25 protein-coding genes are annotated in these 25,924 nt (G+C 73.2%); 15 read left to right on the top strand and 10 right to left on the bottom strand.

From position 1 onward, the window contains the following. Nucleotides 1-462: 462 nt before the first annotated feature. Together ACFOW4_RS21980 and ACFOW4_RS21975 are read left to right on the top strand one after the other, a co-directional pair. Nucleotides 463-1,605, top strand: coding sequence for an NAD(P)/FAD-dependent oxidoreductase (locus ACFOW4_RS21980; protein ID WP_377530646.1), 1,143 nt, complete (start codon nt 463-465; stop codon nt 1,603-1,605). A 31-nt stretch (nt 1,606-1,636) separates the two neighbouring features. Then, entirely contained in the window at nt 1,637-2,407 is a 771-nt protein-coding gene (locus tag ACFOW4_RS21975) for an isoprenyl transferase (RefSeq protein ID WP_377530643.1), read from the top strand. Between the two features lie 9 nt (nt 2,408-2,416). Here ACFOW4_RS21975 and otsB read toward each other — a convergent pair whose 3' ends face one another. The 3 genes from otsB to ACFOW4_RS21960 all read right to left on the bottom strand — a co-directional run bounded on the left by otsB (nt 2,417) and on the right by ACFOW4_RS21960 (nt 4,268). Further along, entirely contained in the window at nt 2,417-3,241 is an 825-nt protein-coding gene (gene otsB, locus ACFOW4_RS21970) for a trehalose-phosphatase (protein ID WP_377530641.1), read from the bottom strand. A 67-nt stretch (nt 3,242-3,308) separates the two neighbouring features. After that, the gene (locus tag ACFOW4_RS21965) at nt 3,309-3,662 is read right to left on the bottom strand and encodes a hypothetical protein (RefSeq protein ID WP_377530638.1); all 354 of its coding nucleotides are present in this window, start codon (nt 3,660-3,662) and stop codon (nt 3,309-3,311) included. A gap of 162 nt (nt 3,663-3,824) precedes the next feature. Further along, on the bottom strand, nt 3,825-4,268 hold the full coding sequence (locus tag ACFOW4_RS21960; protein WP_377530636.1) for an XRE family transcriptional regulator: 444 nt from the start codon (nt 4,266-4,268) through the stop codon (nt 3,825-3,827). Nucleotides 4,269-4,532: 264 nt separating this feature from the next. Here ACFOW4_RS21960 and ACFOW4_RS21955 point away from each other — a divergent pair, with 264 nt between their 5' ends. The 7 genes from ACFOW4_RS21955 to ACFOW4_RS21925 all read left to right on the top strand — a co-directional run bounded on the left by ACFOW4_RS21955 (nt 4,533) and on the right by ACFOW4_RS21925 (nt 11,555). Beyond that, a complete protein-coding gene (locus ACFOW4_RS21955; RefSeq protein ID WP_377530633.1) occupies nt 4,533-4,874 on the top strand; it encodes a hypothetical protein in 342 nt (113 codons plus the stop codon). A gap of 31 nt (nt 4,875-4,905) precedes the next feature. Further along, nucleotides 4,906-5,241 (top strand): hypothetical protein, encoded by a 336-nt coding sequence (locus tag ACFOW4_RS21950; protein ID WP_377530631.1) that lies wholly within the window; start codon nt 4,906-4,908, stop codon nt 5,239-5,241. Between the two features lie 370 nt (nt 5,242-5,611). Further along, nucleotides 5,612-7,027 carry a PhoH family protein gene (locus tag ACFOW4_RS21945; protein ID WP_377530629.1) on the top strand — a complete coding sequence of 472 codons (1,416 nt, stop codon included), beginning with the start codon at nt 5,612-5,614 and terminating at the stop codon, nt 7,025-7,027. Between the two features lie 274 nt (nt 7,028-7,301). After that, complete coding sequence (locus ACFOW4_RS21940; protein WP_377530628.1) at nt 7,302-8,003, top strand: lytic transglycosylase domain-containing protein; 702 nt, start codon at nt 7,302-7,304, stop codon at nt 8,001-8,003. A 121-nt stretch (nt 8,004-8,124) separates the two neighbouring features. Continuing rightward, nucleotides 8,125-8,778 (top strand): rhomboid family intramembrane serine protease, encoded by a 654-nt coding sequence (locus tag ACFOW4_RS21935; protein WP_377530626.1) that lies wholly within the window; start codon nt 8,125-8,127, stop codon nt 8,776-8,778. 116 nt (nt 8,779-8,894) lie between these two features. Continuing rightward, nucleotides 8,895-9,863: an NAD(P)/FAD-dependent oxidoreductase gene (locus tag ACFOW4_RS21930; protein WP_377530624.1), complete on the top strand. Its 969-nt coding sequence runs from the start codon at nt 8,895-8,897 to the stop codon at nt 9,861-9,863. Between the two features lie 66 nt (nt 9,864-9,929). Then, on the top strand, nt 9,930-11,555 hold the full coding sequence (locus ACFOW4_RS21925) for a hypothetical protein (protein WP_377530622.1): 1,626 nt from the start codon (nt 9,930-9,932) through the stop codon (nt 11,553-11,555). Nucleotides 11,556-11,583: 28 nt separating this feature from the next. On the opposite strand, the gene ACFOW4_RS21920 is transcribed toward ACFOW4_RS21925, so the two are convergent. Both ACFOW4_RS21920 and glpX read right to left on the bottom strand, forming a co-directional pair. Then, entirely contained in the window at nt 11,584-12,555 is a 972-nt protein-coding gene (locus tag ACFOW4_RS21920; protein ID WP_377530621.1) for a DMT family transporter, read from the bottom strand. Next, a complete protein-coding gene (gene glpX / locus ACFOW4_RS21915) occupies nt 12,552-13,583 on the bottom strand; it encodes a class II fructose-bisphosphatase (protein ID WP_377530619.1) in 1,032 nt (343 codons plus the stop codon). Before glpX ends, ACFOW4_RS21920 begins: the two co-directional genes overlap by 4 nt. 156 nt (nt 13,584-13,739) lie before the next feature. Between glpX and ACFOW4_RS21910 the strand changes: the two genes are divergently transcribed. From ACFOW4_RS21910 to ACFOW4_RS21900, 3 genes are all read left to right on the top strand, one after another. Beyond that, the gene (locus ACFOW4_RS21910) at nt 13,740-14,534 is read left to right on the top strand and encodes a DUF4245 family protein (RefSeq protein ID WP_377530617.1); all 795 of its coding nucleotides are present in this window, start codon (nt 13,740-13,742) and stop codon (nt 14,532-14,534) included. Nucleotides 14,535-14,650: 116 nt separating this feature from the next. Beyond that, nucleotides 14,651-15,454 carry a hypothetical protein gene (locus ACFOW4_RS21905; RefSeq protein ID WP_377530616.1) on the top strand — a complete coding sequence of 268 codons (804 nt, stop codon included), beginning with the start codon at nt 14,651-14,653 and terminating at the stop codon, nt 15,452-15,454. A 224-nt stretch (nt 15,455-15,678) separates the two neighbouring features. Further along, nucleotides 15,679-16,530 carry a hypothetical protein gene (locus ACFOW4_RS21900; RefSeq protein ID WP_377530614.1) on the top strand — a complete coding sequence of 284 codons (852 nt, stop codon included), beginning with the start codon at nt 15,679-15,681 and terminating at the stop codon, nt 16,528-16,530. 42 nt (nt 16,531-16,572) lie between these two features. On the opposite strand, the gene ACFOW4_RS21895 is transcribed toward ACFOW4_RS21900, so the two are convergent. Together ACFOW4_RS21895 and xseA are read right to left on the bottom strand one after the other, a co-directional pair. Continuing rightward, nucleotides 16,573-16,788 (bottom strand): exodeoxyribonuclease VII small subunit, encoded by a 216-nt coding sequence (locus tag ACFOW4_RS21895; protein WP_377530611.1) that lies wholly within the window; start codon nt 16,786-16,788, stop codon nt 16,573-16,575. A 46-nt stretch (nt 16,789-16,834) separates the two neighbouring features. Further along, on the bottom strand, nt 16,835-18,049 hold the full coding sequence (gene xseA / locus ACFOW4_RS21890; protein ID WP_377530609.1) for an exodeoxyribonuclease VII large subunit: 1,215 nt from the start codon (nt 18,047-18,049) through the stop codon (nt 16,835-16,837). A 168-nt stretch (nt 18,050-18,217) separates the two neighbouring features. Between xseA and ACFOW4_RS21885 the strand changes: the two genes are divergently transcribed. Together ACFOW4_RS21885 and ACFOW4_RS21880 are read left to right on the top strand one after the other, a co-directional pair. Then, nucleotides 18,218-19,204, top strand: a complete 987-nt coding sequence (locus ACFOW4_RS21885) for a 4-hydroxy-3-methylbut-2-enyl diphosphate reductase (protein ID WP_377530607.1) — start codon at nt 18,218-18,220, stop codon at nt 19,202-19,204. 58 nt (nt 19,205-19,262) lie between these two features. Then, entirely contained in the window at nt 19,263-19,712 is a 450-nt protein-coding gene (locus ACFOW4_RS21880; RefSeq protein ID WP_377530606.1) for a hypothetical protein, read from the top strand. 21 nt (nt 19,713-19,733) lie between these two features. Here the strand turns inward: ACFOW4_RS21880 and ACFOW4_RS21875 are convergent, their stop codons facing one another. Continuing rightward, nucleotides 19,734-20,897, bottom strand: a complete 1,164-nt coding sequence (locus ACFOW4_RS21875; RefSeq protein ID WP_377530604.1) for a DNA recombination protein RmuC — start codon at nt 20,895-20,897, stop codon at nt 19,734-19,736. A 54-nt stretch (nt 20,898-20,951) separates the two neighbouring features. Here ACFOW4_RS21875 and ACFOW4_RS21870 point away from each other — a divergent pair, with 54 nt between their 5' ends. Then, a complete protein-coding gene (locus ACFOW4_RS21870) occupies nt 20,952-21,812 on the top strand; it encodes a hypothetical protein (protein WP_377530602.1) in 861 nt (286 codons plus the stop codon). A 108-nt stretch (nt 21,813-21,920) separates the two neighbouring features. Here ACFOW4_RS21870 and ppc read toward each other — a convergent pair whose 3' ends face one another. Then, nucleotides 21,921-24,707 carry a phosphoenolpyruvate carboxylase gene (gene ppc, locus ACFOW4_RS21865; RefSeq protein WP_377530599.1) on the bottom strand — a complete coding sequence of 929 codons (2,787 nt, stop codon included), beginning with the start codon at nt 24,705-24,707 and terminating at the stop codon, nt 21,921-21,923. Between the two features lie 151 nt (nt 24,708-24,858). Beyond that, nucleotides 24,859-25,890, bottom strand: a complete 1,032-nt coding sequence (locus ACFOW4_RS21860) for a hypothetical protein (protein WP_377530596.1) — start codon at nt 25,888-25,890, stop codon at nt 24,859-24,861. Between the last annotated feature and the right edge of the window lie 34 nt (nt 25,891-25,924).

Here is a 25,924-nt window from a genome sequence, read left to right as displayed (position 1 = left end):
GCCCGACGCCTTGTCTGAGGCCCTGTGGAGTCAGCCGGACGCCTGTCTGAGGCCCTGTGGAGCTGCCCCAGATATGGACCGGGCCGCCCTGGTCGTCACGCTCCTCGGCCCTGCCGACGGTCCGCGCAATTCGGTCCAGGTCTTGGCATGTCCGGGTCGGTGGTGCCGGGCCCGTGCTCCATTTCTGGGGCAGCTCGACAGGGGCCGCGACGGGCACCGCGGACACGTCCCGCTACCCGACCCGCGCCGACACCCGCCGGACGGGCAGCGCGAGGTCGGCCCGGCACGCCCGCTCGCCGGATGCATTCGGCCCGATCCGGCGGTGCGGTATCGGTCGACGTGAGCGCACAGCGGGCAGGATGACGGGTGACGCCGTCGTAGCGGCCGGCGTCCGAGGCGCAGGCGGATCGCCGGGCGCGGCGCGGACCGGTCGCGCCCGCCGGCCGGAGGGAGGCGACGGGCGTGAGCGACGAGTTCGACGTGGTGGTGGTGGGAGCCGGCCCGGCCGGGGCGGCCGCCGCACTGACGGCCTGCCGGGCGGGCGCCCGGGTGCTGCTGCTGGACCGCTCCGACTTCCCCCGGGACAAGGCGTGCGGGGACGGCATCGCCGCGCACTCGGTGGACGTGCTCGCCGAGCTGGGGGTGCCCGACGCGGTGGCGGGCTACGCGCCACTCCCGGCACTGCGCCTGGTCGCCCCGGGCGGCGGCGCGGTGGCCCGGGCGCTGCCCCGGCCGGCGTACACGGTGCCCCGCGAGGTGTTCGACGCGCGGCTGGTCGCGGCGGCGGTGGCAGCCGGCGCGCAGTTGCGCCGGCACACCGTGCGCCGGGTGGAGTCGCGCGCCGACCGGGTGGTGCTCGACGGTGAACTGGCCGCCCGGGTGGTGGTGGGCGCGGACGGCGCGGGTTCGGTGGTCCGGCGGGCACTCGGCCACCCGGTCAACCCCGACCGGCACCTGGCACTGGCCATCCGGGGGTACGCGCCGGCCCTGCCCGGCCCGCCCGAGCAGGTCATCGTCACCTCGGAGGCCCGCTGGCCGGCGTACGCCTGGTCGTTCCCGATCGGTGACGGCCGGGCGAACGTCGGGTACGGAGAGGTGCTGCGGGGCGAGCCGCTGAGCCGGACGTACCTGCTGGAGCGGCTGGCCGCGCTGCTGCCGCAGACCGACCCGGCGACGGTGACGGCGCTGCGCGCGCACCACCTGCCGCTCTCCACCCACCGGCCAGCTCCCGGTCGGGGCCGGATCCTGCTGGCCGGCGACGCGCTGTCGTTGATCAATCCGTTCACCGGGGAGGGCATCTTCTACGCCCTGCTCTCCGGTTCGCTGGCAGGGGCGGCGGCGGCCCGGTCACCGGAGGGCGCCGCCGGGCGCTACGCCGACGGGCTGCGCCGCCGCCTCGGCACCCACCTGCGGCACAGCTCGGTGGCGGCCTGGTTGGCCCGGCACCGGCGTGTGGTCGACGCGGCGGTACGGGCGGCCCGCCGGGACGACCGGGTGTTCGACGACATCGTCGAACTCGGGCTGGGTGACGGACGTCTCACTCCCCGCACCCTGGCCATGATCGGCATCGGACTCCCGGCGGGGGAACGGGCTCCGAGGCGGTGATCCGTCCGGAAGGTCGCTACGCTGCTAGGTGATGACTCTGCGGAACCTTATCTACTCCGTGTACGAGCGCCGGCTCACGGCGAAGCTCGCGGGCAAGCCGGTGCCCCGGCACGTCGGGGTGATGTGCGACGGCAACCGCAGATGGGCCAAGGAGATGGGCTACGTCGACCCGAACGACGGGCACCGGGTCGGCGCCGCCAAGATCAAGCATGTGCTCGGCTGGTGCGACCAGGCGGGCATCGGGCACGTCACCCTCTACCTGCTGGCCACCGACAACCTGCGCCGGCCGGCCGCCGAACTGGACCCGCTGCTCCAGATCATCGAGGACCTGGTGGTGGAGCTGGCCGAGGAGGGCAACCCCTGGCGGCTGCGCATCGTCGGCGCGCTCGACCTGCTGCCGGCGCAGACCGCCGCGGCGCTCAAGGGCGCCGAGGAGCGCACCCGGGAGCGCAGCGGCGGGGCGGAGGTCAACATCGCGGTGGGCTACGGCGGCCGGCGCGAGATCACCGACGCGGTCCGCTCGCTGCTGCTGGAGCACGCCGCCTCCGGGGGCACCATCGAGGAGTTGGCCGAGGTGCTGGACGTCGAGCACATCGCGGAGCACCTCTACACCCGCGGGCAGCCCGACCCGGACCTGGTCATCCGCACCAGCGGCGAGCAGCGTCTGTCGGGCTTCATGCTCTGGCAGTCCGCGCACTCGGAGTTCTACTTCTGCGAGCTCAACTGGCCGGACTTCCGGCACATCGACTTCCTGCGCGCCCTGCGTTCGTACGCCACCCGGCAGCGCCGCTACGGCGCGTGAGCGGCCGGCTCAGGGCAGGTGGGTCAGCGCGCGGGTGAGGAAGTCGCCCAGGGCGGCCGGGGACTCGATGGTCAGGTCGGCGGCGCTGGCCACCTCGTGGCCGGTCTCCGGGTTGGCCACCGCGACGCAGACGCCGAAGAAGCCCGGATCGGCGTCGGCCCGGGCGCGTAGCGCCGCGAACGCCTTGATGTCGGAGACGTCGTCACCGAAGTACCAGGCGCCGGTGGCGTCCCGGATCACCTCGCCGATCACCATGCCCTTGTCGCGGTCGACCGGCGGCTTGAGCTCCAGCACCATCCGCCCCGGCTGCGCCCGCAGCCCGAGCCGGTCGGCCTGGGCCTGGCCCCACTGCTGTACGCCGGGGCCGAGCTGTGGCGCGGTCCGCCAGTGCAGCGCGACGGAGAGCCGCTTGAACTCGACCAGGGTGCCCGCCGGCAGCTCGGCCCGGGCCAGGTCGGCCAGCTCCGCCATGGTCGGCACCCAGGGCAGCGCGGCCGGCTCGGTGACGGTCTCCCCACCGGAGTGGCTGTGCTCCAGGCCGTAGAGGCCGTAGAGATCGACGCCGGCGAGCCCGCCGAGGTGGTCCCGGAGGAACTCCACCGGTCGGGCGGACACGATCGCGACCCGCTGCACCACCGGCGCCAGCGCCTCGATCGCGGCCAGCACCTTGGGGGCCGGCTGCACGGCGGTGGGATCGTCGTCGACCGGCGCGAGCGTGCCGTCGAAATCGAAGAAGAGCACGGTCCCGGCCGCCCGTCGGGCGGTGGTCCGCCAGGCCTGGTCGGCGTCCAACGGAGTCCTCGGCTGATGGTTGCCCAGATTCAACGGCGGCACGCGCGTCAGCGTACCCCGGTGATGGCGGCTCATTCGTGGCCGAGACCTACCGCTCGGCGAGGCCCGGTCAGCGTTCGGCGGCTCCCCGTCCGCGGCGCCCGAACGGCACCACCGCTGCCTCCTGGCCGTGGCTGAGCAGGTAGCCCTCCACGAACCCGGTGTTGCGGTCGCCGGTGTGCGTCTCGATCTCGTTGAGCCGGGCAACCAGGAACTCGGTGAGCGCGCTGAGCCGGTTGTTGAGCCGCTCGTGCAGCTCGGCCACGACGGCCACGACGACCGCGGTGCCGGCGGCGGTGAGCACGAGCAGATTGACGAGCAGCGGTAGCTGCCCGCCGTCGACCGCGAGGGTCACCGCGTTTCCGGTCGCCCACAGTGTCAGCGACACCGTGGCGACCACGACTGCCAACCACTTCAGGGTCATGGACAGACCCCTCCTTCTGTCCCGCAGGGCTGGGTTCGGCCTTGTCCCGTCCCCCCGCCGATGACGAGCCCAAGCAGTACGAATAGGGACGCTAGCGTGCGCGTTCCGACCCCGGAGCGAAACGAATGAAGCTGACCAGGCGTTCTTTCGCCATCTGAGGAACTAGCCCGCTTGCTTACCGCGATTTCGATCATCGACCGGGAGGGTTGGGCGATAAGCGAGGTAGCGGATGGTTTCGCGGATGTGGAACTTCTCCGCGTCCGACACGTTCGGGTCGACCAGGCGGCGCAGCAGCGCCTCCACGTCCGGATCCATCGGCGGGGCCGGCTGGTCGGCGCGGGGACCAGCGGTGGCGCGGTCCCAGCCGAGGGCGGCGAACGCGGCCGCCGGGTTCAGCCCGAGGCCCTCGCAGAAGGCCACCACCCGCTCGGCCTCCGGGTCGCTGGCCCAGTCGCCCCGGACCCAGCGGTTGATGGTCTGCCGGGAGACGCCGGTGCGGCGGGAGACCTCGGTGCCGCTCCAGGCCCGGGTCGCCCGGGCCTCGTCGAGCGCGCGACGGACGAAGGTGGCGAAGGCGATCTTCCGCGCATTGGCCGTCTCGTTCACCCCGTGACGGTACGGCCACGACGCGCTCGGCGCGTGCCCGGGCACGCCCTTGTCACGCCTACGTGACGAGTTCTTCGGATTTCCGGTAAACGATCCGGTGCCGCTGTGGAGGGGTGTCACCCGGCCAGAATAGATGCCCGTAGGTGCGGGAGTAAACGGATGAAAAGCTGATACTGTCACGCCCATGGGACAACCTACGGTGTGTCACGTGCATGAGACGACTGGTGCTCACATGCGTCATGCCCCCGATCCGAGGGGGGTGTGGTGACCGAACTCGCCACCCGCGCCCAGGCGTTCGGGCTGATCGCCGAGGGGGTGGCCGCGGGGCTCAGCGCCCCGTGGCGTCTCTACCTGGCCCGGGGCTGCCGCTATCTCTCGCTGAGCGTCGGCGACCGCGCCGAGTGGAACGCCTGGCGTACCCACCTCGGCTGCCCGGAGCTGAGCGTCCGGGTGTACGACGCCGGCGGCGAGATCCGGCGCTCCTCGGTGGCCGAGGTCATGGTGGACGGCTGCCGGATCACCGTCGAGCTGGTCGAGGAGGTCAGCACCGACGACCTGGACCTACTGCTGGTCGCCGACCCCGTCGTCGAGCCGGAGGACCGATGACCCGGCACCCGCGACTGCCCGGAGCCGCCCGATGAGCCCGTTCCTCGCGGTCTTCCTCGTCCTCGTGCTCGGCGCGAGCAGCTATGCGGCCGGACGCCTGCACGGCCAGCTCAGCTACCGGATCGGCTACCGCTTCGGCTACCGCCAGGGCTACTTCGACGGTGACCGGGGCGCCTGGAACCGGCGGCGACGCGACGCCCAGGCGGCGATCGCCTCCGCGCTCTCGGTCTCGCCCTCCGGGGCGGTCCGCTCCGCGGGCACCGTCGCGCGCCCCGGCACCACGTACACCGGCTCGTCGTTCAGCACGCCGGCCGCCCCGGTCACCGGGCGGCACCCGACCGGCACGCTGGTCCGGCGGACCGGATGAGACCGGCCGGCGGGTGGCCCGTGGGCTTCCCGCCGACCGGTCCGCGAGCACGGTGCGTCGTCCGCGGCGGACACGCACCGTCGGGGTCGCGTCAGACCGGTGACGGCGGCCCCACCGGCCGGGATGCGCGCAGGGGGCATGCATCCCGGCCGGCTCCGCCGCGCCCCGGTCTCCGAAGATCCACGATCAGCCTCTAGCCGGAAGGGTCTCCACGCCGCTAGCGTCTAGGCATGGCACGGGGTTCCCCCGAGCCAACCGGCCCGCCCGGACCTGCGACCTCGCGCACGGGGCCCGCATCCGACCCCGTGTCCCCGGGCACCGGACGAGGCGGAACGCGGGTGGCCGGGTGCCCATCCGTCGGAGCAGGCCTGTGACGACTCGCCGTACCACCGCCGGTGCCGACCAGACCCCGGCCGCGACTGCCACGACCCGCCGAGCCACCCGGAGCCGCCGTACGGCGGCGGCCGGGCCGGCCGACGGCAAGGAGCCCCGACCAGCCGGCCAGGCCTTCGTCCTGGACACCTCGGTGCTGCTCTCCGATCCGGCGGCGTTCCACCGGTTCGCGGAGCACGAGGTGGTGCTCCCGCTGGTGGTGATCACCGAGCTGGAGGGCAAGCGGCACCATCCGGAGCTGGGCTGGTTCGCCCGGCAGTCGCTGCGAATGCTCGACGAGCTGCGGATCAGGCACGGCCGACTGGACCGGCCGGTGCCGGCCAACGACGCCGGCGGCACTCTGCGGGTGGAGCTCAACCACACCGACGACGGGGTGCTGCCGCCCGGCTTCCGCACCGAGAGCAACGACGCCCGCATCCTCTCCGTGGCGCTCAACCTGGCCGCCGAGGGGCGGGAGGTAACCCTGGTCAGCAAGGACATGCCGCTGCGGGTCAAGGCCGCCTCGGTGGGCCTGCGCGCCGACGAGTACCGGCACGGGCAGGCCAGCGACCCGACCTGGACCGGCATGTCCGAGCTGGAGCTGGGGGAGGAGCAGATCGGTCAGCTGTACGCGGGTGAGGCGCTCGACGTCGACGAGGCCGCCGGGCTGCCCTGTCACACCGGTCTGGTGCTGCACTCCGCCCGTGGTTCGGCGCTGGGTCGGGTGCTTCCGGACAAGTCGGTCCGGCTGGTCCGCGGCGATCGGGAGGCGTTCGGGCTGCACGGCCGCTCGGCGGAGCAGCGGATCGCCCTCGACCTGCTGCTGGACGAGTCGATCGGAATCGTCTCGCTGGGTGGCCGGGCCGGCACCGGCAAGTCCGCGCTGGCGCTCTGCGCCGGCCTGGAGGCGGTGATGGAGCGGCGCCGGCACAAGAAGGTGATCGTGTTCCGCCCGCTGTACGCCGTCGGTGGCCAGGAGCTGGGCTACCTGCCCGGGTCCGAGTCGGAGAAGATGTCGCCCTGGGCGCAGGCGGTCTTCGACACCCTGGGCGCGGTGGTGCACGAGAACGTGCTGGAGGAGGTCACGTCGCGGGGCATCCTCGAGGTGCTGCCGCTGACCCACATTCGCGGGCGCAGCCTGCACGACGCCTTCGTGATCGTGGACGAGGCGCAGTCGCTGGAGCGGGGCGTGCTGCTGACCGTACTGTCCCGGATCGGGCAGGGTTCGCGGGTGGTGCTCACCCACGACGTGGCCCAGCGCGACAATCTGCGGGTCGGCCGGCACGACGGGGTTACCGCGGTGATCGAGGCGCTCAAGGGTCATCCGCTCTTCGCTCACGTCACGCTCAGCCGTTCGGAGCGGTCCCCGATCGCCGCCATGGTGACGGATCTGTTGGAGGACATCCCGATCTGATGGTGTTTATGTAGGGCTTTGTCCCCATTCTCTTTGTGGCCCAGGTCACAAAAATGGCTCTTGGTTTCCCATCAGCCTCACTGTGCGCGATGGTGTCCCACGAGCGCCCACGCACCGCAGGGATCGTTGGTGATCGTTCGTCCCGATACGGACACATCGACCGGGCCCGGTGCGTCGGCTGCGACCGGCAGAGGTCGGGGCGCTCACGGCACGGCTGCGGCCCCCCGGGGCTGGCACCGTGTCGTGTCCTTGCCCCCGACGAAGGGACCACTTCGTGAGTCGGCTGTGGAGCCGGTTGGGCGCCCGCACGGCTGCTGTCGCACTGCTCTCCGTGGGCGTTGCCGGCGGCTTCTATCTGGGCGAAGACCGCGAAACCCAGCAGCAGGGCCTGACCGCGCAGGTGAGCCTGGAGGTCGACCAGGCCGATTTCGCCTACCAGCGCGAGCGGCAGGCCAGCCACCAGGTGCAGCTCGCTGAGCAGCGGGCCGCCGAGTACCAGGCCAAGCTCCGTGCCGCGCAGGCCGCCAAGGAGGCCGCCGAGCGGGCCCGCAAGGCCGAGGCCGCGGCGGCGTCCCGCAAGCGCGATCGCGAGGCGGCGGCCCGGGAAGCGGCCCGGGCGGCGGCGGCGAAGCCCAAGCCGTACGACGGCCCCATCCCGTCGTCCTGCGCCGAGTTCAGCGGTAGCCGCGAGATCGGCTGCGCCCTCATGATCAAGGCGGGCTTCGGCATCGAGGAGTTCCCCTGCCTCGACAAGCTCTGGACCAAGGAGAGCGGCTGGAACTACAAGGCCCGCAACTCCTCGTCCGGTGCCTACGGCATCCCGCAGGCTCTGCCGGGCAGCAAGATGGGCAGTGTCGCGGACGACTGGGAGACCAACCCGGCCACCCAGATCAAGTGGGGTCTGGGCTACATCGAGGGCCGGTACGGGTCGCCCTGCGACGCGTGGGCGCACTCGCAGAGCAGCGGCTGGTACTGAGCAACGCGACGGCGACCGGCGGGGCGGGTGGGCGAACCACCCGTCCCGCCGTCGCGCGTCCGGCCCCGACCGGCCGGGACGCGAGTGGCGGTCGGCTCGGTTTGCTGATAGCAGTTGGAGGGTGACCCTGCACCCCGGAAGCGGCGACCCCCACCGGTTCGGCACCGAGGCGTTCTACGCCGCGCTCGGCCGCGCCTTCGTCGCGATGTGCGCGGTGGTGCCGTTCCTCTTTGTCATCGAGGCCGCCGACCAGGGTCTCGGCTTCGCGCTGGACGCCACCGCCGGCATCATTCCGCACCGCATCGACGGGCTGGACGGGGTCTTCTTCTCGCCGTTCCTGCACCACGGCTTCGACCACCTCTACAGCAACAGCATCCCGCTGATCCTGCTGGGCACCTTCGTGCTCGCCGCCGGTGCCCGCCGGTTCCTCTGGTCGACGCTGGTCATCATCCTGGTCAGTGGGCTGGGGGTCTGGTTCACCGGCTCGCCCAGCTCGGTGGTGGTCGGCGCGAGCGGGGTGATCTTCGGCTACCTGGGGATCCTGCTCACCCGGGGCATCGTCGAGCGCAGCTGGTGGAACTTCGCCGTCTTCCTGCTGGTCGGCCTGCTCTACGGCTGGCAGCTGGTCGGCATCCTCCCCACCGACGAGCGGATCTCCTGGCAGGGGCACCTGTTCGGACTGCTCGGCGGGGTGGTGGCCGCGATCCTGTTCCGGCGCCGCCGGCCGGACGTGGGCGGCCCATACCACTCCGAGTCCACCCTCACCCTGCCCTGACCGGCCGCGTACCGGCACGGGGGGCGTTGCTGGGACATGCTTGCCCGGCCGCTGCGGCCCGCCTACCGTCGGAGATCAGCACGCGTTGATCCGCGAGCGGAAAGCGACGGTACGCCATGCGCGAGGTCGATGTGGCCGTGATCGGGGCCGGTCCGGCCGGCCTCTTCGCCGCCTACTACGCCGGGTTCCGTGGGCTGTCGGTGGCGGTGATCGACGCGCTGCCGGAGCCGGGCGGTCAGGTCACCGCCATGTACCCGGAGAAGCTGATCCTGGACGTGGCCGGTTTCCCCGCCGTCAAGGGTCGCGACCTCGTGGCCAACCTGGTCGCCCAGGCCGCGCCGTTCGGTCCCGAGTACCTGCTCGGCACCCGGGCCGAGAAGCTCTCGTACGCCCACGACCGGCCGGTGCTCGGCCTGGCCGGCGGCGAGCAGGTGAGCTGCGGGGCGGTGATCGTCACGGGCGGGCTGGGCAGCTTCACCCCCCGCCCGCTGCCCTCCGCCGACGGCGCTCCCGATGCGGGGATCGTCTACTTCGTACCCGCGCCGGCCGAGCTGGCCGACCGGGACGTGCTGATCGTCGGCGGCGGTGACTCCGCGTTCGACTGGGCGCTGACGCTGCAACCGCTGGCCCGATCGGTGACGCTGGTCCATCGGCGGGAGAAGTTCCGCGCCCACGCGTCGACGGTCGCCCGGGTGCTGGCGCTGCCGGTCCGGGTGGTGGTCAACGCCGAGGTGACCCGGCTGCACGGCGACGGCGCGGTGACCGGTGCCGACGTCACCGTCCGCGGCGGCGCGACGGAGACGCTGCCGGTGGACACCGTGGTGGCCGCGCTGGGTTTCACCGCCGACCTCGGTTCATTGGCCGAGTGGGGGCTGCGGCTGGATCGGCGGCACATCGTGGTGGACAGCGCGATGGCGACCAACCTGCCCCGGATCTTCGCCGCCGGGGACATCACCGAGTATCCGGGCAAGGTCCGGCTCATCGCCACCGGCTTCGGTGAGGCCGCCACCGCCGTCAACAACGCGGCGGTCGCCATCGACCCGGCCGCCCACCTCTTCCCGGGCCACTCCTCCGACGCCGGCTGATCCACCGGTACCGGATCCCTGCCGGTCCGTGGCCGAACCGAGACACCCCGTCGGGACCGTGTCGGCATGAGCGCTCCCGAGGGTCCCCGTGATGGAGCGCCCGCGGCGCTGGCCTGGCTCTGTCACCCGGCCACGCTGGTCGCCCTGGTCGTGCTGCTGCTGAACGACCACGCGCTGAAGGCGGCCTGGCCCGGCCCGGTGACCGGCAAGCTGAGCGACGTCGCCGGCCTGCTGGTCGCGCCGCCGCTGCTCGCGGTGCTGCTCACCCTGGCGGCGCCGCGGCTGCCGGCCCGGACCGCCGTCGTGGCCGGGCTGCTCTCGGTGGGCGCCGGGTTCGCGGTCGTCAAGTCCAGCGGGTACGCCGCCGAGCTCGCCTCCTCGGCCTGGAGCGTGCTGGCCGGGCCGTCGCTGGTCCGGGCCGACCGGACCGACCTGCTCGCCCTGCCGGCGCTCATCCTCGCCGGGTGGAGCTGGACGCGCGCCCGGGAGCGGCCGGTGCGCTATCGGATGGCCCGGCTGGTCCGGCTGCTGGTGGTGCTGCCTCCGGCGCTCGTGGCGGTGGCCGCCACCAGCGCGGTCCACTACCCCTACGCCGTGGGCACCACCGTGCTCGACGGCCACCCGGCGATCGCGGTCGGCTCCGGTTATGACAGTTCGAACTGGCCGGCCGTGCCGGCGGACGGCGACTGGGCGGTCAGCGAGGACGGCGCGACCACCTGGCGGCCCGCCACCTTAGCCGAGCGGGCGCGGCTGTCCGATCCGCGCCTCGCCCGGGAGCGGGCGTGCGTGCCGGCGCAGCCGCGGCGGTGCTACCGGGTGAGCGCCGGTCACCTGCGGGTGGAGCAGAGCGACGATGCCGGTGCGAGCTGGCGGGTGGCCTGGGAGGTGTCGGACGCGCGGCGCGAGGAGCTTGCCCGCCGATCTGCGAACCCGGGTGACATCCGTCGGCACTTCGCCTCCCGCGACCTGATCGTCTATCCCAGCGCCAACGGCGGTCACGAGGTGCTGGTGGCCAACGGGCGCGATGGTTTCCTGCGCCGACTGCCGCACGGTGAGTGGCGGCGCGACGGCTTCCTCGTCGAGCGCGGCGGTCTGCACACCCAGTGGGAGGATCCGCCCCCGCTGGGCGGCGGCGGGGCCGCCGCACACGAGGCGGACCTGCTGCTCGCCGTGGTGTTCGCGCTGACGCTGGGCTTCCTGGTTGCCGTGGTCGCTGGTCACGTCGCCATCCGCCGTGCCGGTAACTCGCGTTGGGAGGGGTTCGCGGGGAGCCTGCCGACGTTACTGGCCGCGCTCCTGCTGGCGCTGCTCTGGCACCGCGACGACGACTTCATCCTCGCGCCGACGGTGCTCTTCGTCGTCCTGCCGCTGGGCGCGCTGCCGCCGCTGCTGCTGCTCATTCGCGCCCGGTACGCGGGCGCGCCGGCCCGCTGGCTCTGGTGGGCACTGGGTGGCTTCCTGCTCACCGCGCTCCTGACCGGGGTGCCACTGATCGGCTGGATGTACGGCGTGCCGCAGCACAGTCGGGTGGCGCTGGCATTGGCCCTGGTGGCCACCGTGCCGGGCCTGCTGCTGGCCGTCCGGGCCGGTGGGCTGGTCCCCCCGGGCCGGGGTCGGTCGGGCCACCTGCCCGACCCGCCGTACCCGCCAGTGCCGGTCGGCCCGCCCTTCCCGTCCCGGCTCGGAAGGTAGCGGGAGGCGGCCGAGACCCGCACCGGGCTCAGCGGCGCGACGGCGGGGCGAGCGCGGCGATCAGCACCGCCACCATGGTCAGCGCCGCACCGAGCAGGGTGGCCGGCCCCGGGTGTGACGCCGCGGTGGGCAGCACCAGGTCCAGCAGGACCGCCCCGACGATCTGGCCGGCGATGGTGGCCAGGCCGAGCAGCAGCACCCCGGTGAAGCGCACGATCGCCGCGGCGATCGCGATGAACACGATGCCGATCGGGCCGCCCAGGTAGAGCCACGGTTCGCTCGGCAGGTGACCGTTCGGCCAGCCGCGTACCGCGGTGTCCACCGCGAACGCGATGAGCAGGGCGACCGTACCCACGCTGAAGTTGACCAGCGTGGCGGTCAGCGCGCTGCCGGCGGCCGCCCGGACCCGGCCGTTGACCGCCTGCTGCCAGGCGATGCCGACGCCGGCCAGCAGCGGCAGCAGGGCCAGCGCCAGCGCGCCCGGGTCGCCCAGCCGGTCACCGACGGCCAGGCCGACCGCCAGCACGGTGAGCACCGCGCCGGCCAGCCGCTGCGGGTTGACCGGCTGCCGCCCGGTCGGCCCGATCCCCGCCCGGTCCACCGCCAGGCCGCTGCCGGTCTGCCCGGCGACCACCGCGACGGTGAACACCGCCACGCCCAGCGTGCCGATGGTCAGTCCCTGGGTCGCCACCAGGAACGCCCCGCACACCCCGCCCAGGCACTGCCACGGGCGCAACTCCCCGGCGGCGAGGGCCGCCCGTAGCGCGGCCAGGCCGCGCCTGCCGCCGGGGGTGGCGGGCACCAGCACCAGCAGCACCAGCAGACCCACGCCGAACGAGATCACCGCGGCGGCGAAGCCGTCGGCCAGGCGTACCCCGAGCTCGCCGTTGATCCGGGACTGGACCGCGACCGCGACCCCTGAGCCCGACGCCAGCGCGACGCCGGCGATCCGGCGGGCGGGCGACAGGAGCGGCGGTGTCGCCGTCGCGGCGGCGCTCACTCCTGCTCGGCCAGTGGACGACCGTCGAAGTCGATCGCCGAGTAGAGCGCCAGCTTCTCCAACCGGTGGTACGAGTCGATCACCCGGATGGTGCCGCTCTTGGACCGCATCACGATCGACTGGGTGTACGCGCCGCCGGCCCGGTAGCGCACCCCCCGCAGCAGGTCGCCGGAGGTGACACCGGTCGCCACGAAGAAGCAGTTGTCGCCGGTGACCAGGTCGTCGGTGCTCAGCACCCGGTCCAGGTCGTGCCCGGCGGCGAGCGCCTTCTCCCGCTCGTCGTCGTCGCGCGGCCAGAGTTTGGCCTGCATCGCTCCGCCCATGCACTTGAGCGCGCACGCGGAGATGATCCCCTCCGGCGTGCCGCCGATGCCCATCAGGACGTCGACGTCGGATTCACCCCGGGCCGCGGCGATCGAGCCGGCGATGTCGCCGTCGGAGATGAACCGGATGCCGGCGCCGGTACGCCGGATCTGCTTGACCAGGTCTTCGTGTCGGGACCGGTCCAGCACGCAGACCGTCACCTCGGCGACGTCGGTGCCCTTGACGCGCGCGATCCGCCGGATGTTCTCCGCCGGACCGGCGTCGATGTCGATCACGTCGGCGTACTGCGGGCCGACGGCGAGCTTCTCCATGTAGAAGACGGCGCTCGGGTCGAACATCGCGCCGCGCTCGGAGACCGCCAGCACGGCGAGCGCGTTCGGCATGCCCTTGCTCATCAGCGTGGTGCCGTCCACCGGGTCCACGGCCACGTCCACCTCGGGCCCGGTGCCGTCGCCGACCTCCTCGCCGTTGAAAAGCATCGGGGCGTTGTCCTTCTCGCCCTCGCCGATCACCACGATGCCGCGCATCTGGATCGAGTTGATCAGCTTGCGCATGGCGTCGACGGCGGCCCCGTCGCCGCCCTCCTTGTCGCCCCGGCCGACCCAGCGGCCGGCGGCCATCGCCGCGGCCTCGGTGACCCGGACCAGGTCGAGGGCAAGGTTGCGGTCGAGATCCTGTGGGATCCGTGTCCTGGTGGTCGTCATGACGGCTCCTCCTCGCGACGGTGCGGGGTGGACCGGCGGCAGGATGCTCCCCGCTGCCGGCTTTGTCGCTGATCCTCACACGATCGCCTACCCGGCCTCGGTCCGGGGCGGTGATGGGCCGGATACCGCCGGTCGAGCGGCTGCGAAGATAGCGGGGTGGAACCCGCACAGCCTGCCGACCGCGTACCCACCGACCGCACGCCGTCGGGCGGCCAACCCCCGGTCGGCCCCGCCGCGACCCCGGCCGAGCCGACGACTCCGTACGCCGGCGAACCGGCACTGGTCGAACCGGACCCGGCCACCGCCGCGCCCGGGAACGAGCCGGCCCGCGCCACGTCCGGCCCGGCCACCGCGCCGTCGGCGGACGCCCCGGCCGGCGTCGTGCTCGACGGTGCCACCGAGACGGGCGAGCTGCCCGCGCCGCCGCCCCGACAGGAGGCGGCGAAGTCGGAGCGGTCGCCCAAGGACATGGCGATCTCCCTGCTGGTGCTGCTGATCCCGATCGCGCTGCTGCTGGCGTTCTACCGCGGCTTCCTCGGCGGCGACCAGGCCCGCACGGTCGACCCGGCGCCCGCCATCGAACAGGCCCGGGCGGCGAACGTCTTCCCGGTAAGCCAGCCGGAAGGGCTCGGCTCGGATTGGCGGACGGTGAGCGCCACCTATCAGCTGGTCGAGGGTGGGGCCAACCTGCGGATCGGCTACCTGACCCCCGAGGGGCGGGGCGTGCAACTGGTGCAGAGCAACGTGCCGGCGGAGCGGCTGCTCCCGACGGAGCTGACCGACCAGGGGCGGCCGGAGGGGCAGACCGACCTGGGCGGGCGGACCTGGCAGCGGTACAGCACCCAGGGCCGGCAGCAGGCGTTGGTGCTGCTGGAGCCGGCCCGCACGGTGATCGTCATGGGAGACGCCCGCGACAACGAGCTGCGCCAGCTCGCGACCGCGCTGCGCTGACCGGGCCGGGTCGTGGCGGCCCTCGCTCGTCGGACCGATCCGCTACGCTGCCCCGACTCGGTCCGGTCGACTCTGCACGATCGGGCCACATTCATCTTGTCTGGAGTGGGATCTTCGTGAACATTCGACGGTGGAGCCTCGGCTTCCTCGCCGCCGCCCTGCTCGTTCCCGGCCTGGCCGCCTGCAAGTCGGGCGCCGACGAGCCGGCCGCCGCCGCCAGCCCGTCCGTCCCGGCCGACCCGAAGGAGGCCCTGCTGGCCTCCACCAAGGACATCGCCAAGGGCGACTTCACCTTCACCATGTCGGGTGACGGCACGAGCGGCAAGGGCCTCGTGCACAAGCCCAGCAACAGCGCCCAGTTCGCCGCGAAGTTCGGCGACCCGTCCGAGGACGTGTCGATCGAGATGGATCTGATCTACATCGACTCGGACAGCTGGGTGAAGATGGAGCTCGGTGGCGCCCTGGCCTCCGCGATCCCCGGCGCCGCGAAGAACAAGGGCAAGTACCAGCACCTCGACAAGACCAAGATCAAGGATGTCGACGCCCTTCAGCTCGACCCGGAGTCGCTCGACCCGATGGACAGCGACGCGCTGATCAAGGGCGTGACCGATGTGCAGAAGGCCGGTGACGGCACGTTCACCGGCAAGATCGACATCACCGCCGCCACCGAGTCCGCCGCCCTCGACGAGGACGTGGTGAAGGCGCTGGGCGCCCAGGCGAAGGCGCTGCCGTTCACCGCCAAGCTGGACGCGCAGGGCCGGCTCGCCCAGTTGGTCGTCTCCATCCCGGCGGCCGGCGAGACCAAGGCGCACGACATCACGATCGGCTACGCGAACTACGGCACCGCCGGCGCGGCGCAGAAGCCGCCGGCGAACCAGGTGGTCGAGGCGTCCGCCGAGACGTACGAGATGTTCAAGTAGGTCGGCACGGCGCAGTGGGGCGGCCCGGTGCCGCCCCACTTTCGTGTCCACGGACGGGCAATCGGACAGATCGGTGATTGTGTGACGGGCCGGCAGGGAACTAGGGGGATGCGATCCGGGCGAGGCTGCTCGGCCCGGATCGTGCGGCGTAGCCGAGGTCGTGCTGCGTCGCCGGAGTTTCCGACGCCGACCAGGTCGTCGGGTGACCCCCTTGGGAGACACACATGACTGTTCGACGACTCAGCGCCGGCCTGGTGGCCGCCGCTCTTTTCACGCCCGGCCTGGCCGCCTGCGGCGACGGCGCGACCGGCACCGCCGGGTCGACCGCGTCCCCGACGGTGAGCGCCTCCGGCGCGGCCACGCCGTCCGGTGCCACGCCCGCGACGGGCGACGCCAAGCAGGCGCTGCTCGACTCCACCAAGGAGATCAGCAACGGCAACTTCCGCTTCACGCTGGCCGGCGCCGGTTCGACCGCCGAGGGGCAGGTCCACGAGCCCAGCCAGAGCGCGGCCATGAAGATCGCCATCGGCGGACCCTCGTCCGACCTGGCGATGAAGCTCGACGTGATCCACGCCAAGCCGGACAGCTGGGTCAAGCTGGAGCTGAGCGGCCCGACCGCCAACAGCCTGCCCGTCATCAAGCAGCTCAACCTCGGCAAGTACCAGCACCTGGACCAGTCCCGGATCAAGGGCAACCGCAGCCTCGGCTTCGACTTCGACAAGGTCGACCCGGCCGGCAGCGCGGTGCTCACCCAGGGCATCACCGAGGTCCGGCAGACCGGTGCGGGGGCGTACGCCGGCACCGTCGACGTGTCGAAGGCGGCCGAGGCGGGCTCGCTGAACGCCGCCACGATCACCGCGCTGGGGGCGCAGGCCAAGACGGTCCCGTTCACCGCCAAGCTGGACGCGCAGGGCCGGCTCAGCGAGCTGGTGCTGCAGATCCCGGCGGCCGGTCAGACCGCCGCGCAGGAGGTCCGGATGACGTACTCCGACTACGGCACCGCCACCCCGGCGCAGAAGCCGCCGGCGGACCAGGTCGTCGAGGCGCCCGCCGAGCTGTACAGCCTGTTCAACTGACCGTCGGCGCGTGGCGGGGCGGCTCCGGTCGCCCCGCCAGCGTCAGGACTCCTGCCGGGCGGCGTCGATGCGCGCCCGGGCGCCGTCCAGCCAGCGCTGGCAGATCACCGCCAGCGCCTCACCGCGCTCCCAGAGCGCCAGCGACTCCTCCAGCGACGTGCCGCCGGCCTCCAGCCGCTCGACCACCGACGCCAGCTCGGCGCGGGCCTGCTCGTAGCTGAGCCGCTCGTCCGGCCCGGCCTTCGTCTCGTCAGTCATCGCGTCCCATCTCAGCACACCCCGCCCCGGGCCACCGCGACCCGCCTCACCCGTCCACCGTGGCGGCCAGCTCGCCGTCGGCCAGCCGGACCCGCAGCGGGTCGCCCTTGCCTACCTCCGCCGCCGCGCGCACCACGTGCCCGTCCGCGCGCTGGACGATCGCGTACCCCCGGTCGAGGGTGGCCGCCGGGGAGAGAGCGCGCAGCCGGGCCAGGGTGTGCCGCAGCTCGTCGTCGGCGCCGGCCAGCCGGTGGTCCAGGCAGCGCCCGGCCCGCTGCCGCAGCGCGGTCAGCTCGGTGGCGCGCTGCTCCACCATCACCTGGGGCCGGGCCAGCACCGGCCGGGAGCGCAGCCCGTCCAGCCGGTGCGACTCCCGGTCGACCAGGTTGCGTACCGCGCGGTGCAGCCGGTGTCGGGCCTGGCCGATGAGGCGTACCTCCTCGGTGAGGTCCGGTACCACCCGCTTGGCCGCGTCGGTCGGGGTGGAGGCGCGGACGTCGGCGACGTAGTCGATCAGCGGCGCGTCCGTCTCGTGGCCGATCGCGCTGACCACCGGGGTACGGCAGCTGAACACCGCCCGGCACAGCGCCTCGTCGGAGAAGGGGAGCAGGTCCTCGATGCCGCCTCCGCCCCGGGCGATGATGATCACGTCGATGCTCGGGTCGGCGTCCAGCACCTTGAGCGCGTCGATGATCTGCGGCACCGCGGACGGGCCCTGCACTGCCACGTTGACCGTCCGGAACTCCACCGCCGGCCAGCGCCGCCGGGCGTTGGTCAGGACGTCCCGCTCGGCGGCCGAGGCCCGGCCGGTGATCAGGCCCACCCGGCCGGGCAGGAACGGCAGCCGGCGCTTGCGGGACCGGTCGAACAGCCCCTCGGCGGCGAGCAGCTTCTTGAGCTTCTCCAGCCGGGCCAGCAGCTCACCCAGCCCCACCTGGCGGATCTCGTCGGCGCGCAGGCTCAGCGTGCCCCGGGCGGCGTAGAACTCCGGCTTGGCGTGCAGCACCACCCGGGCGCCCTCGCGCAGTTCCGGCGCGCCGGCGTCGAGCACGTCGCGGTTGGTGGTGACGGTCAGGCTGAGGTCGGCCGACGGGTCGCGCAGGGTGAGGAACACCGTGCTGGCGCCGGGGCGCCGGCTGATCTGCGCCACCTGCCCGTCCACCCACACCCAGCCCAGCTTGGCGATCCAGGCGCCCACCTTCTGGCTGACCACCCGCACCGGCCAGGGCTCCTCCGCGCTGCTCCGCGCCCCCTCGGTCACCCGCCCACCCTACGGCCCGCCCCCGACGCGGCCCGAGTTGACCATGAGGTTGTCGCAGGGCCTGTCGGCGTGTTCCGGCGGCAACTTCATGATCGAGGGCGGAGGCGCCGAGCTGTGGCGCGGGTCGCAGCCGCTGCCGGGCGGAAACCGGACACGTACGATGGGCGGGTGACTCAGGCTGAAGCGACTTCCCGGCCCGGCAAGCGCGTGCTCCTGGCCAAGCCCCGCGGCTACTGCGCGGGTGTCGACCGGGCGGTGCAGACCGTCGAGGAGGCGCTCAAGCTCTACGGCGCCCCGATCTACGTGCGCAAGCAGATCGTGCACAACAAGCACGTGGTGCAGACCCTGGAGTCCCAGGGTGCGATCTTCGTGGAGGAGAACGAGGAGGTGCCGGAGGGCGCCACCGTCATCTTCTCCGCGCACGGCGTGGCCCCCGAGGTCTACGAGCAGGCCCGGCAGCGGTCGCTGCGGGCGATCGACGCGACCTGCCCGCTGGTCACCAAGGTCCACCAGGAGGCGAAGCGGTTCGCCGCCGAGGACTACGACATCCTGCTGATCGGCCACGAGGGGCACGAGGAGGTCATCGGCACCGCCGGTGAGGCTCCCGCGCACATCCAGCTGGTGGACGGCCCGGACGGCGTCGACAAGGTCACCGTCCGCGACCCGGAGAAGGTCGTCTGGCTCTCCCAGACCACCCTGTCGGTCGACGAGACGCTGGAGACGGTGGCCCGGCTCAAGCAGCGGCTGCCGCTGCTCCAGTCCCCGCCCAGCGACGACATCTGCTACGCCACCTCCAACCGCCAGCACGTGGTCAAGGAGATCGCCCCGGACTGCGACGTGGTGATCGTCGTCGGGTCGCGCAACTCGTCCAACTCGGTCCGGCTGGTCGAGGTGGCGGTGGACGCCGGCGCCCGCGCCGGGTACCTGGTCGACTTCGCCCACGAGATCGACGACGCCTGGCTGGCCGACGCCCGCACCGTCGGGGTGACCTCGGGCGCGAGCGTGCCGGAGGAACTGGTCCGGGACGTGCTGACGCACCTCGCCGCGCGTGGCTTCGGCGACGTCGAGGAGATCCTCACCGCCAACGAGCGGCTCACCTTCTCGCTGCCGCAGGAGCTCAAGCGGGACATGAAGGCGGCGGCGGCCCGCGGTTGAGCACCACCGCGCCGGGTTCGGCGGGAACGCCCCGCCGTCCCGGTGCGTCGGATCGAGCATGAGGACCCTTCGGCTCGTCGTCCCCGCCCTGATGCTCGGCATGGCGCTGACCGCCTGCGGCGGGACCGACGACGACACCCCCACCCCGAGCGGATCGTCACCCGTGACCGGCCAACCGACGCCGTCCGCGCCGCCCACCCCGTCCGCGTCTCCCAGCGCGCCGTCGACGCCGGGCGGAGCCGTGACGCCGACCAGCTTGGGTTCGCTGCCGAAACCCGGCGGCCCCACCCTCCCGCCGCCGGCCGACACCACCAGGCTCAGCGGCACCATCGGCGCCGGCGTGGAGCCCAACTGTCTGCTGCTCAACGGCTATTTGCTGATCGGTGGTCCCCGCGACGTGCTGACCGCCGGGGCCCGGGTGACCGTCACCGGCCGCGTCGAACCGGCCCTGCTGACCACCTGCCAGCAGGGCACCCCGTTCGTCGTGGAGACCGCCCGGCGGGACTGAGCCCGCCGCCGGCCGCGCCCGTCAGCGTTCGCGCTCGGCGGGCGCGGCGTCGTCCAGCAGCTCCGGAGCCTGCGGCTGGCGCGGCGTCAGCTCGACCTGGGCCGGAGTGGGGATGTCCTGGTCCGAGACGCCAAGCTCGGCGAGCTTGCGGGCGCTGACCAGCACCCGCGCCTCCAGCGAACCGACCGCCCGGTTGTACGCGGTCACCGCCCCGGCCAGCGACGACCCGAGCTTGCCCACGTGGTCGCCGAGGGTCGAGAGCCGGCCGTAGAGCTCGCGGGCCAGCGAGTGCACCGCCATCGCGTTGCGGGCCAGTGCCTCCTGCCGCCACGTGTAGGCCACGGTGCGGAGCAGGGCGACCAGGGTGGCCGGCGTGGCCAGCACCACGTTGCGGGCGAAGGCGTGCTCCAGCAGCGTCGGGTCGCGTTGCAGGGCCACGTCGAGGAACGGGTCGGCGGGGACGAAGAGCACCACGAAGTCGGGCGTGCTGTCGAACGCGGCCCAGTACGACTTGGCCGCCAGCGCGTCGACGTGCCCGCGCAGGTGCCGGGCGTGCGCGTCGAGGTGGGTGTCCCGGCCGCGCTCGTCGCGGGCCTCCATCGCGGTCAGGTACGCGTCGAACGGCGCCTTGGCGTCCACCACCACCGACCGGCCGCCGTGCAGCCGGACCACCAGATCCGGTCGGACGACCTGGTGGTCGGTGGAGGAGGTGACCTGCTCGGCGAAGTCGCAGTGCTCCAGCATGCCGGCGGCCTCGACGATCCGGCGTAGTTGGTGCTCGCCCCAGCGACCCCGTACCTGCGGCGCGCGCAGCGCCGCCACCAGCTGCTTGGTCTCGGTGCGCAGCTCACCGGAGACCGCGCTCATCGAGCGGACCTGCTCGCGCAGCTCGGCGTACGCGTCGACACGGTGGTGCTCCAGCTCGGCCACCCGCTGCTCGTAGCGGCGCAGTGTGTCGTGCAGCGGGGCGACCGCCCGGGCGACGGCCTCCTGGGACTGGGCGGTCGCCTCGTAGCTCAGCGCCCGCATGGACTGCTCCAGCCGCCCCTCGCCCTTCAGGGTGGCGGCCAGTGTGGCGTCCAGCCGGGCGATCTCGGCCGCCGAGCGGGACCGCGCCGCGAGCCAGCCCACCGCCCCGCCGGCGCCGAGGCAGACGATCACCAGGAGCAGCGTCGAGACGTCCATCACCGGAGCTTGCCAGACGGATACGACGTGACACTCGCGGGTACGTTCGAAGACATGGAACTTCTGCTGTGCCTCGGCATCGTGATCGTCGGCGCGCTGGTCGCGGCGGCCGTCGCCCGCGCCCAGGCCTCCGCCCGTCGCGGCAGCGAACTCGGTGACGCCCGCGCGGAGGCGCAGCGGTGGTACGAGCGGCTCGGCGGTCAGCTCATGAACCTGCAGGGCGACCAGCCGGCGGTGCGTCAGGCGCTGGCCGACGCCGGTGAGCGCTACAACGCGGCGGGTTCGCAGCTGGAGCAGGCGCGTACGGCGCACCAGTTCGGGCTGGCCCGGGAGACCGCGCTCGAGGGGCTCGCCTACATCAGGGCGGCGCGTACCGCGATGGGCATCGACCCCGGCCCGGAGCTGCCGCCGTTGGCCGCCGCGCGTGGCGTCGGGCAGCTCACCAAGGAGCGCCAGGTCGACGTGCAGGGGCAGACCTTCCGGGCCGGCCCGCAGCCCGGCCGGGACACGCCCTACTACTACCCCGGTGGGCGGTACCAGGGCCGGCCGGTGCCGGCCGGCTGGTACTCGACGCCCTGGTGGAAGACCGCGCTGGGCGCGGGCGCCGGCGTCCTCGGTGGGGTGCTGATCGCCGACGCGCTCTTCTCGCCCGCCTTCGGCGACCCCGGCTACGGCTACGACGCGGGCTACCAGGAGGGCTTCGGTGACGGGGCCGGCTACGCCGACGACCAGGGCGCGGACGCCGGTGACCAGGGCGGTGACTTCGGCGGTGACCAGGGCGGCGGCGACGTCGGCGGCGCGGACCAGGCCGGCGGCTTCGGCGGCGGCGACTACGCGGGCGGCGACTTCGGTGGCGGTGGCTTCGGTGGCGGCGACTTCGGCGGTGGCGGCGACTTCGGGGGTGGTGACTGGTGACGTCCGCCGGTGCCCGCCCGCCGTGCCGCTCCCGCCACTGACCCGATGTGAGGAAGGGCCCCTTGTTATCCATAAAGCGATAACAAGGGGCCCTTGCTCACCGCTTGGTCAGCCGGTGTTGCGCATCCCGGCGGCGATGCCGTTGACCGTGGTGAGCAGCGCCCGTTCCAGGGCGGTGCCGTCGCTGGGAGCGCGCCGGCCGCCCGGCGCGGTGGCGATGGCCCGACCGGCCGCGCCGGACTCCCGGTACTGCCGCAGCAGCGCCACCTGGAGGTGGTGCAACGGCTCCAGGTAGGTGTCGCGCACCGCCAGGGTGCGCTGGAGCACCGGAGAGTTCTCCAGCAGCGCCGGCGAGGCGGTCACCGCCAGCACCTCCCGCTTGGTCAGCTCGTACTCCTGCTCGATCTGGTGGAAGATCGGGTGCAGCTTCTTCGGCACCAGCGTCTCGACGTACCGGCGCGCGATGCTCAGATCGGTCTTGGTCAGCATCATCTCGACGTTCGACAGGAACGTACGGAAGAAGTGCCAGTTGCGGTGCATCTCGGCCAGTACGTCCGCCAGCCCGGCCTCCCGGGCGGCGGCCAGCCCGGAGCCCACGCCGAACCAGCCGGGAACGATCTGCCGGGTCTGGGTCCAGCCGAACACCCACGGGATGGCCCGCAGCCCGGACAGCCCCGCGCCGGTGTTCGGGCGCTTCGCCGGCCGGGAGCCGATGTTCAGCGCGCCCAGCAGCTCGGTGGGGGTGGACGCCCAGAAGTACGCCGGCAGGTCCGGGTCCTCGACCAGCGACCGGTACGACCGGAACGCCGACTCGGAGACCACGTCCATCGCCGCGTCCCAGCGCTCCAGCATCTCCGCCGGCTGGCGGGGCCCGGTGTGCAGCAGCGTGGCCTGGAGCACCGCCGCCAGGGTGAGCTCCAGGTTCTCCCGGGCCAGCGAGGGCAGGGTGTACTTGTCGGAGATCACCTCACCCTGCTCGGTCACCTTGATCGCGCCGTCCAGCGTGCCGTAGGGCTGGGCCAGGATCGCCTCGTGCGTCGGCCCGCCGCCGCGCCCCACCGTGCCACCCCGCCCGTGGAACAGCCGCAGGTGCACCCCGTGCCGGGCGGCCACGTCCCGCAGCGCGCGCTGCGCCCGGTGGATCGACCACTGGCTGGTGGTGATCCCGGCCTCCTTGTTGGAGTCGGAGTAGCCGAGCATGACCTCCTGCACGTCGCCGCGGGCGGCCACCAGGGACCGGTACGCCGGCAGCGACAGCAGCTCGTCGAGGATCTCGCCGCCGGCGTTCAACTCGGCCGGGGTCTCCAGCAGCGGCACGAAGCCGATCCGGGCCCGCCCGCTGTGCACGTCGACAAGCCCGGCCTCGCGGGCCAGCACCACCGCGGCCAGCACGTCGTCCACGCCGAGCGTCATCGAGATGATGTACGACTCGATGACCTCGTTGCCGAACCGGTCCTGAGCCTCACGGATCGTGCCGAACACGTCGAACGTCTTGCGGGTCGCCTCGATCAACGGCGTGTCCAGGGTGGACAGCGGCCGGCGGCCGGTCAGCTCGTCGGCGAGCAGCTTGGTGCGCTCCAGCCGGCTCAGCGCCGGGTAGTCGGACACCTCGCCGACCGCGCCGTAGAGCTGGGCCAGCACCGCGTGGTGCGCCTCGGCGTGCTCCCGCACGTCCATGATGGCCAGGTGCAGGCCGAACGCGGAGACGGTGCGGATGGTGGAGGCCAGTCGACCGACGGCGGTGAGCTGCCCGGAGTTGCGGGCCAGCGAGGCGCGCAGCAGCTCCAGGTCGGCGATCAGCTCGGCGGAGCCCCGGTAGTCGCGCCCGGGAACGTGCGCGGTGCCCTGGCGCAGCCGCTGCCGGGTGTTGGCCAGCTTCGCCTTCACGCAGCGCGCCTTGAGCCGGTACGGCTCCTCGGCGTTGACCCGGCGGAACCGGGGCGCCACCTCGGGCAGTGCGTCCAGGTCGGCGGCGAGGCTGGCGGAGAGGTCCAGCGACACCCCGCGCAGCCGGCGGGAGACGGACACCTCGTTGATCAGGTGGTCCATCGCCTTCTCGGTGGCCGCGATGCCGTGCTCGTGCTGGATGGCCAGCACGTCGCGGGTGACCGCCGGGGTGACGAACGGGTTGCCGTCCCGGTCGCCGCCGATCCAGGTGCCGAAGCTGAGCGGGCGGGCCGTCGGCGAGGTCTCCACGCCGAGCGTGCGCAGCGTGTCGGCCAGGTCGTCGAGCACCTGCGGGGCGGCCTCGGCGTACAGGTCGCGCAGGTAGTAGATGGCGTTGCGGGCCTCGTCGGTCGGGTCCGGCCGGTCCAGCCGCAGCTCGTCGGTCTGCCACATCAGGTCGAGCAGCTCGGCCAGCCGGCGGTTCGCGGGGCCCTCGTCACTGGCCCCGTAGAGGATCGCGTTGGCGGTCTCGGTGTCCAACTCGTCGGCGATGGCACGCAGCTTGGACAGGATCGAGCGGCGGGCCGCCTCGGTCGGGTGCGCGGTGAAGACCGGCCGGACCGCCAGCCGCCGGGCCGCGGCGGCGATCTCCTCGGCCGGTACGCCGCGCTCGGCGATCATCTTGGCCGCCTGGTCCAGCCAGCCGCCCTGCACGGCACGGCGACGGCGCAGGTCGCGCGCCCGGTGCACCTGCTCGGTGATGTTGGCCAGGTGGAAGTAGGTGGAGAAGGCGCGGGCCAGTTTGGTGCCGGTGGTGACGTCCAACCCGCCGAGGCGCTGGGCGGCCGCGGGGACGTCGGTGCGTACCTGGGCGCGGATCTCCTCGACCAGGTCGAGCAGTGGACGCCCCTCCTGGCGGGCCAGGGTCTGCCCGAGCAGGGTGCCGAGCCGGCGGATGTCGGCGCGCAGCGCGGCGTCCGGGCCGTCGTGGTCGTGCTGGTCGGTCACGAGTGCGCTCCTTACGTGAGTACGAAGGACAGCGCTGTCCGACTCCCTGGATGGTATCCGCGCGGGTGCGGGTGGCAGGAGGGGCTCTCCGGATGCTGCGCCGTGACGAGGGACACCCGGAGTTCGGGTCTTGGTGCCGGCGCGGGGGCGGCTACTCGCGTCGGAGGTCGATCCCCTCCGGCCCCGAGCCGGCGCGACGGCCGCGGACCAGGGTCGCGCCGAGCAACGCGGCCAGGCCGAGCACCGCCCAGAGCGCCAACCCGGTCAGCGGCCAGCCGACCGAGCGCCGGTCGAAGTAGACCGCCGACTTGAGCAGGTCGGTGCCCAGCCCCGGCACGTTCCACCGGTGCATCCCGCGCAACCAGGTGGGCAGGAACTCGGGCGCGTAGATGCCGCCGGAGCCGGGGTTACCGAGCACCACCAGCAGCAGGATGACCAGCCCGGTGCCGAGTACGCCGAGCCAGCCCTGGACCGCGGCGGCCACCATCGCGGCGGCGAAGACCGTGAGCACGCCGGTGCCCGCGATGGCCGGCAGGTCGTGGTGCCAGACGTCCAGCACCGGGCCGACCAGCACCGCGCCGACGATGCCGAGCGCCACGCTGTAGACCGCGAGCGCGCCGATCCGCAGACCGGCGCGGCGCAGGGTGCGCGGGGCGGTGCCGGCGGCCAGCCCGAGCGCGGTCGAGGCCAGGTAGCCGCCGAGCACGAACCCGACGGCCAGGTAGAACGGCACCAGACCACGCGGGTCGGTGGCGGCCACCGGCACCTCGTCGGTCACCCGCAGCGGCAGGCGGGCCTGTTGCGCGGCGGCGGAGAGCACCTGGGCGACCAGGTCGGCGGCGGCCGGGGCGCCGGCGCTGGCGGTGGTCAGGACGAGCCCGCCGCCGGGGTCGGAGCTGAGCACCGCGTACACCTCGCGGCTGGTCAGGCCGTCGTGGGCGGCGCCCGGGTCGTCGTACCCGATGGCTTTGATCTTGTTGGTCCGCTGGCGGACGCCGGTCAGCACCAACTGCGCGCGATGGTCGCCGAGCGCCACCCCGACCGGCACGTCGCGGGCCGTGGGTTGGTGCAGGGCGCCGACGTAGGCGGCGATGAACGCGCTCGCCAGCGCGAGGGTGCCGAGCAGCAGGCCGGCGGTGCGGGGAAGCCGGTCGCGTACCCGGACCTCCGGCGCCTCGTCCACCAGGTCAGCCTAGGGTCGGCTCTGCCCTCTTTGG

The organism is Micromonospora sp. GCM10011542, assembly GCF_042650685.1.
GTDB lineage: Bacteria > Actinomycetota > Actinomycetes > Mycobacteriales > Micromonosporaceae > Micromonospora.
The sequence above is the reverse complement of the archived record's forward strand: the minus strand, read 5'-3'. Positions and strand labels throughout refer to the sequence as shown.

Bases quoted from the DNA above. Each gene is read 5' to 3' on its own strand.
- ACFOW4_RS21975 (WP_377530643.1), top strand. From the start codon at position 1,637: ATGACTCTGCGGAACCTTATCTACTCCGTGTACGAGCGCCGGCTCACG.
- ACFOW4_RS21965 (WP_377530638.1), bottom strand. From the start codon at position 3,662: ATGACCCTGAAGTGGTTGGCAGTCGTGGTCGCCACGGTGTCGCTGACA.
- ACFOW4_RS21950 (WP_377530631.1), top strand. From the start codon at position 4,906: ATGAGCCCGTTCCTCGCGGTCTTCCTCGTCCTCGTGCTCGGCGCGAGC.
- ACFOW4_RS21930 (WP_377530624.1), top strand. From the start codon at position 8,895: ATGCGCGAGGTCGATGTGGCCGTGATCGGGGCCGGTCCGGCCGGCCTC.
- ACFOW4_RS21925 (WP_377530622.1), top strand. From the start codon at position 9,930: ATGAGCGCTCCCGAGGGTCCCCGTGATGGAGCGCCCGCGGCGCTGGCC.
- glpX (WP_377530619.1), bottom strand. From the start codon at position 13,583: ATGACGACCACCAGGACACGGATCCCACAGGATCTCGACCGCAACCTT.
- ACFOW4_RS21900 (WP_377530614.1), top strand. From the start codon at position 15,679: ATGACTGTTCGACGACTCAGCGCCGGCCTGGTGGCCGCCGCTCTTTTC.
- ACFOW4_RS21895 (WP_377530611.1), bottom strand. From the start codon at position 16,788: ATGACTGACGAGACGAAGGCCGGGCCGGACGAGCGGCTCAGCTACGAG.
- ACFOW4_RS21880 (WP_377530606.1), top strand. From the start codon at position 19,263: ATGAGGACCCTTCGGCTCGTCGTCCCCGCCCTGATGCTCGGCATGGCG.
- ACFOW4_RS21875 (WP_377530604.1), bottom strand. From the start codon at position 20,897: ATGGACGTCTCGACGCTGCTCCTGGTGATCGTCTGCCTCGGCGCCGGC.
- ACFOW4_RS21870 (WP_377530602.1), top strand. From the start codon at position 20,952: ATGGAACTTCTGCTGTGCCTCGGCATCGTGATCGTCGGCGCGCTGGTC.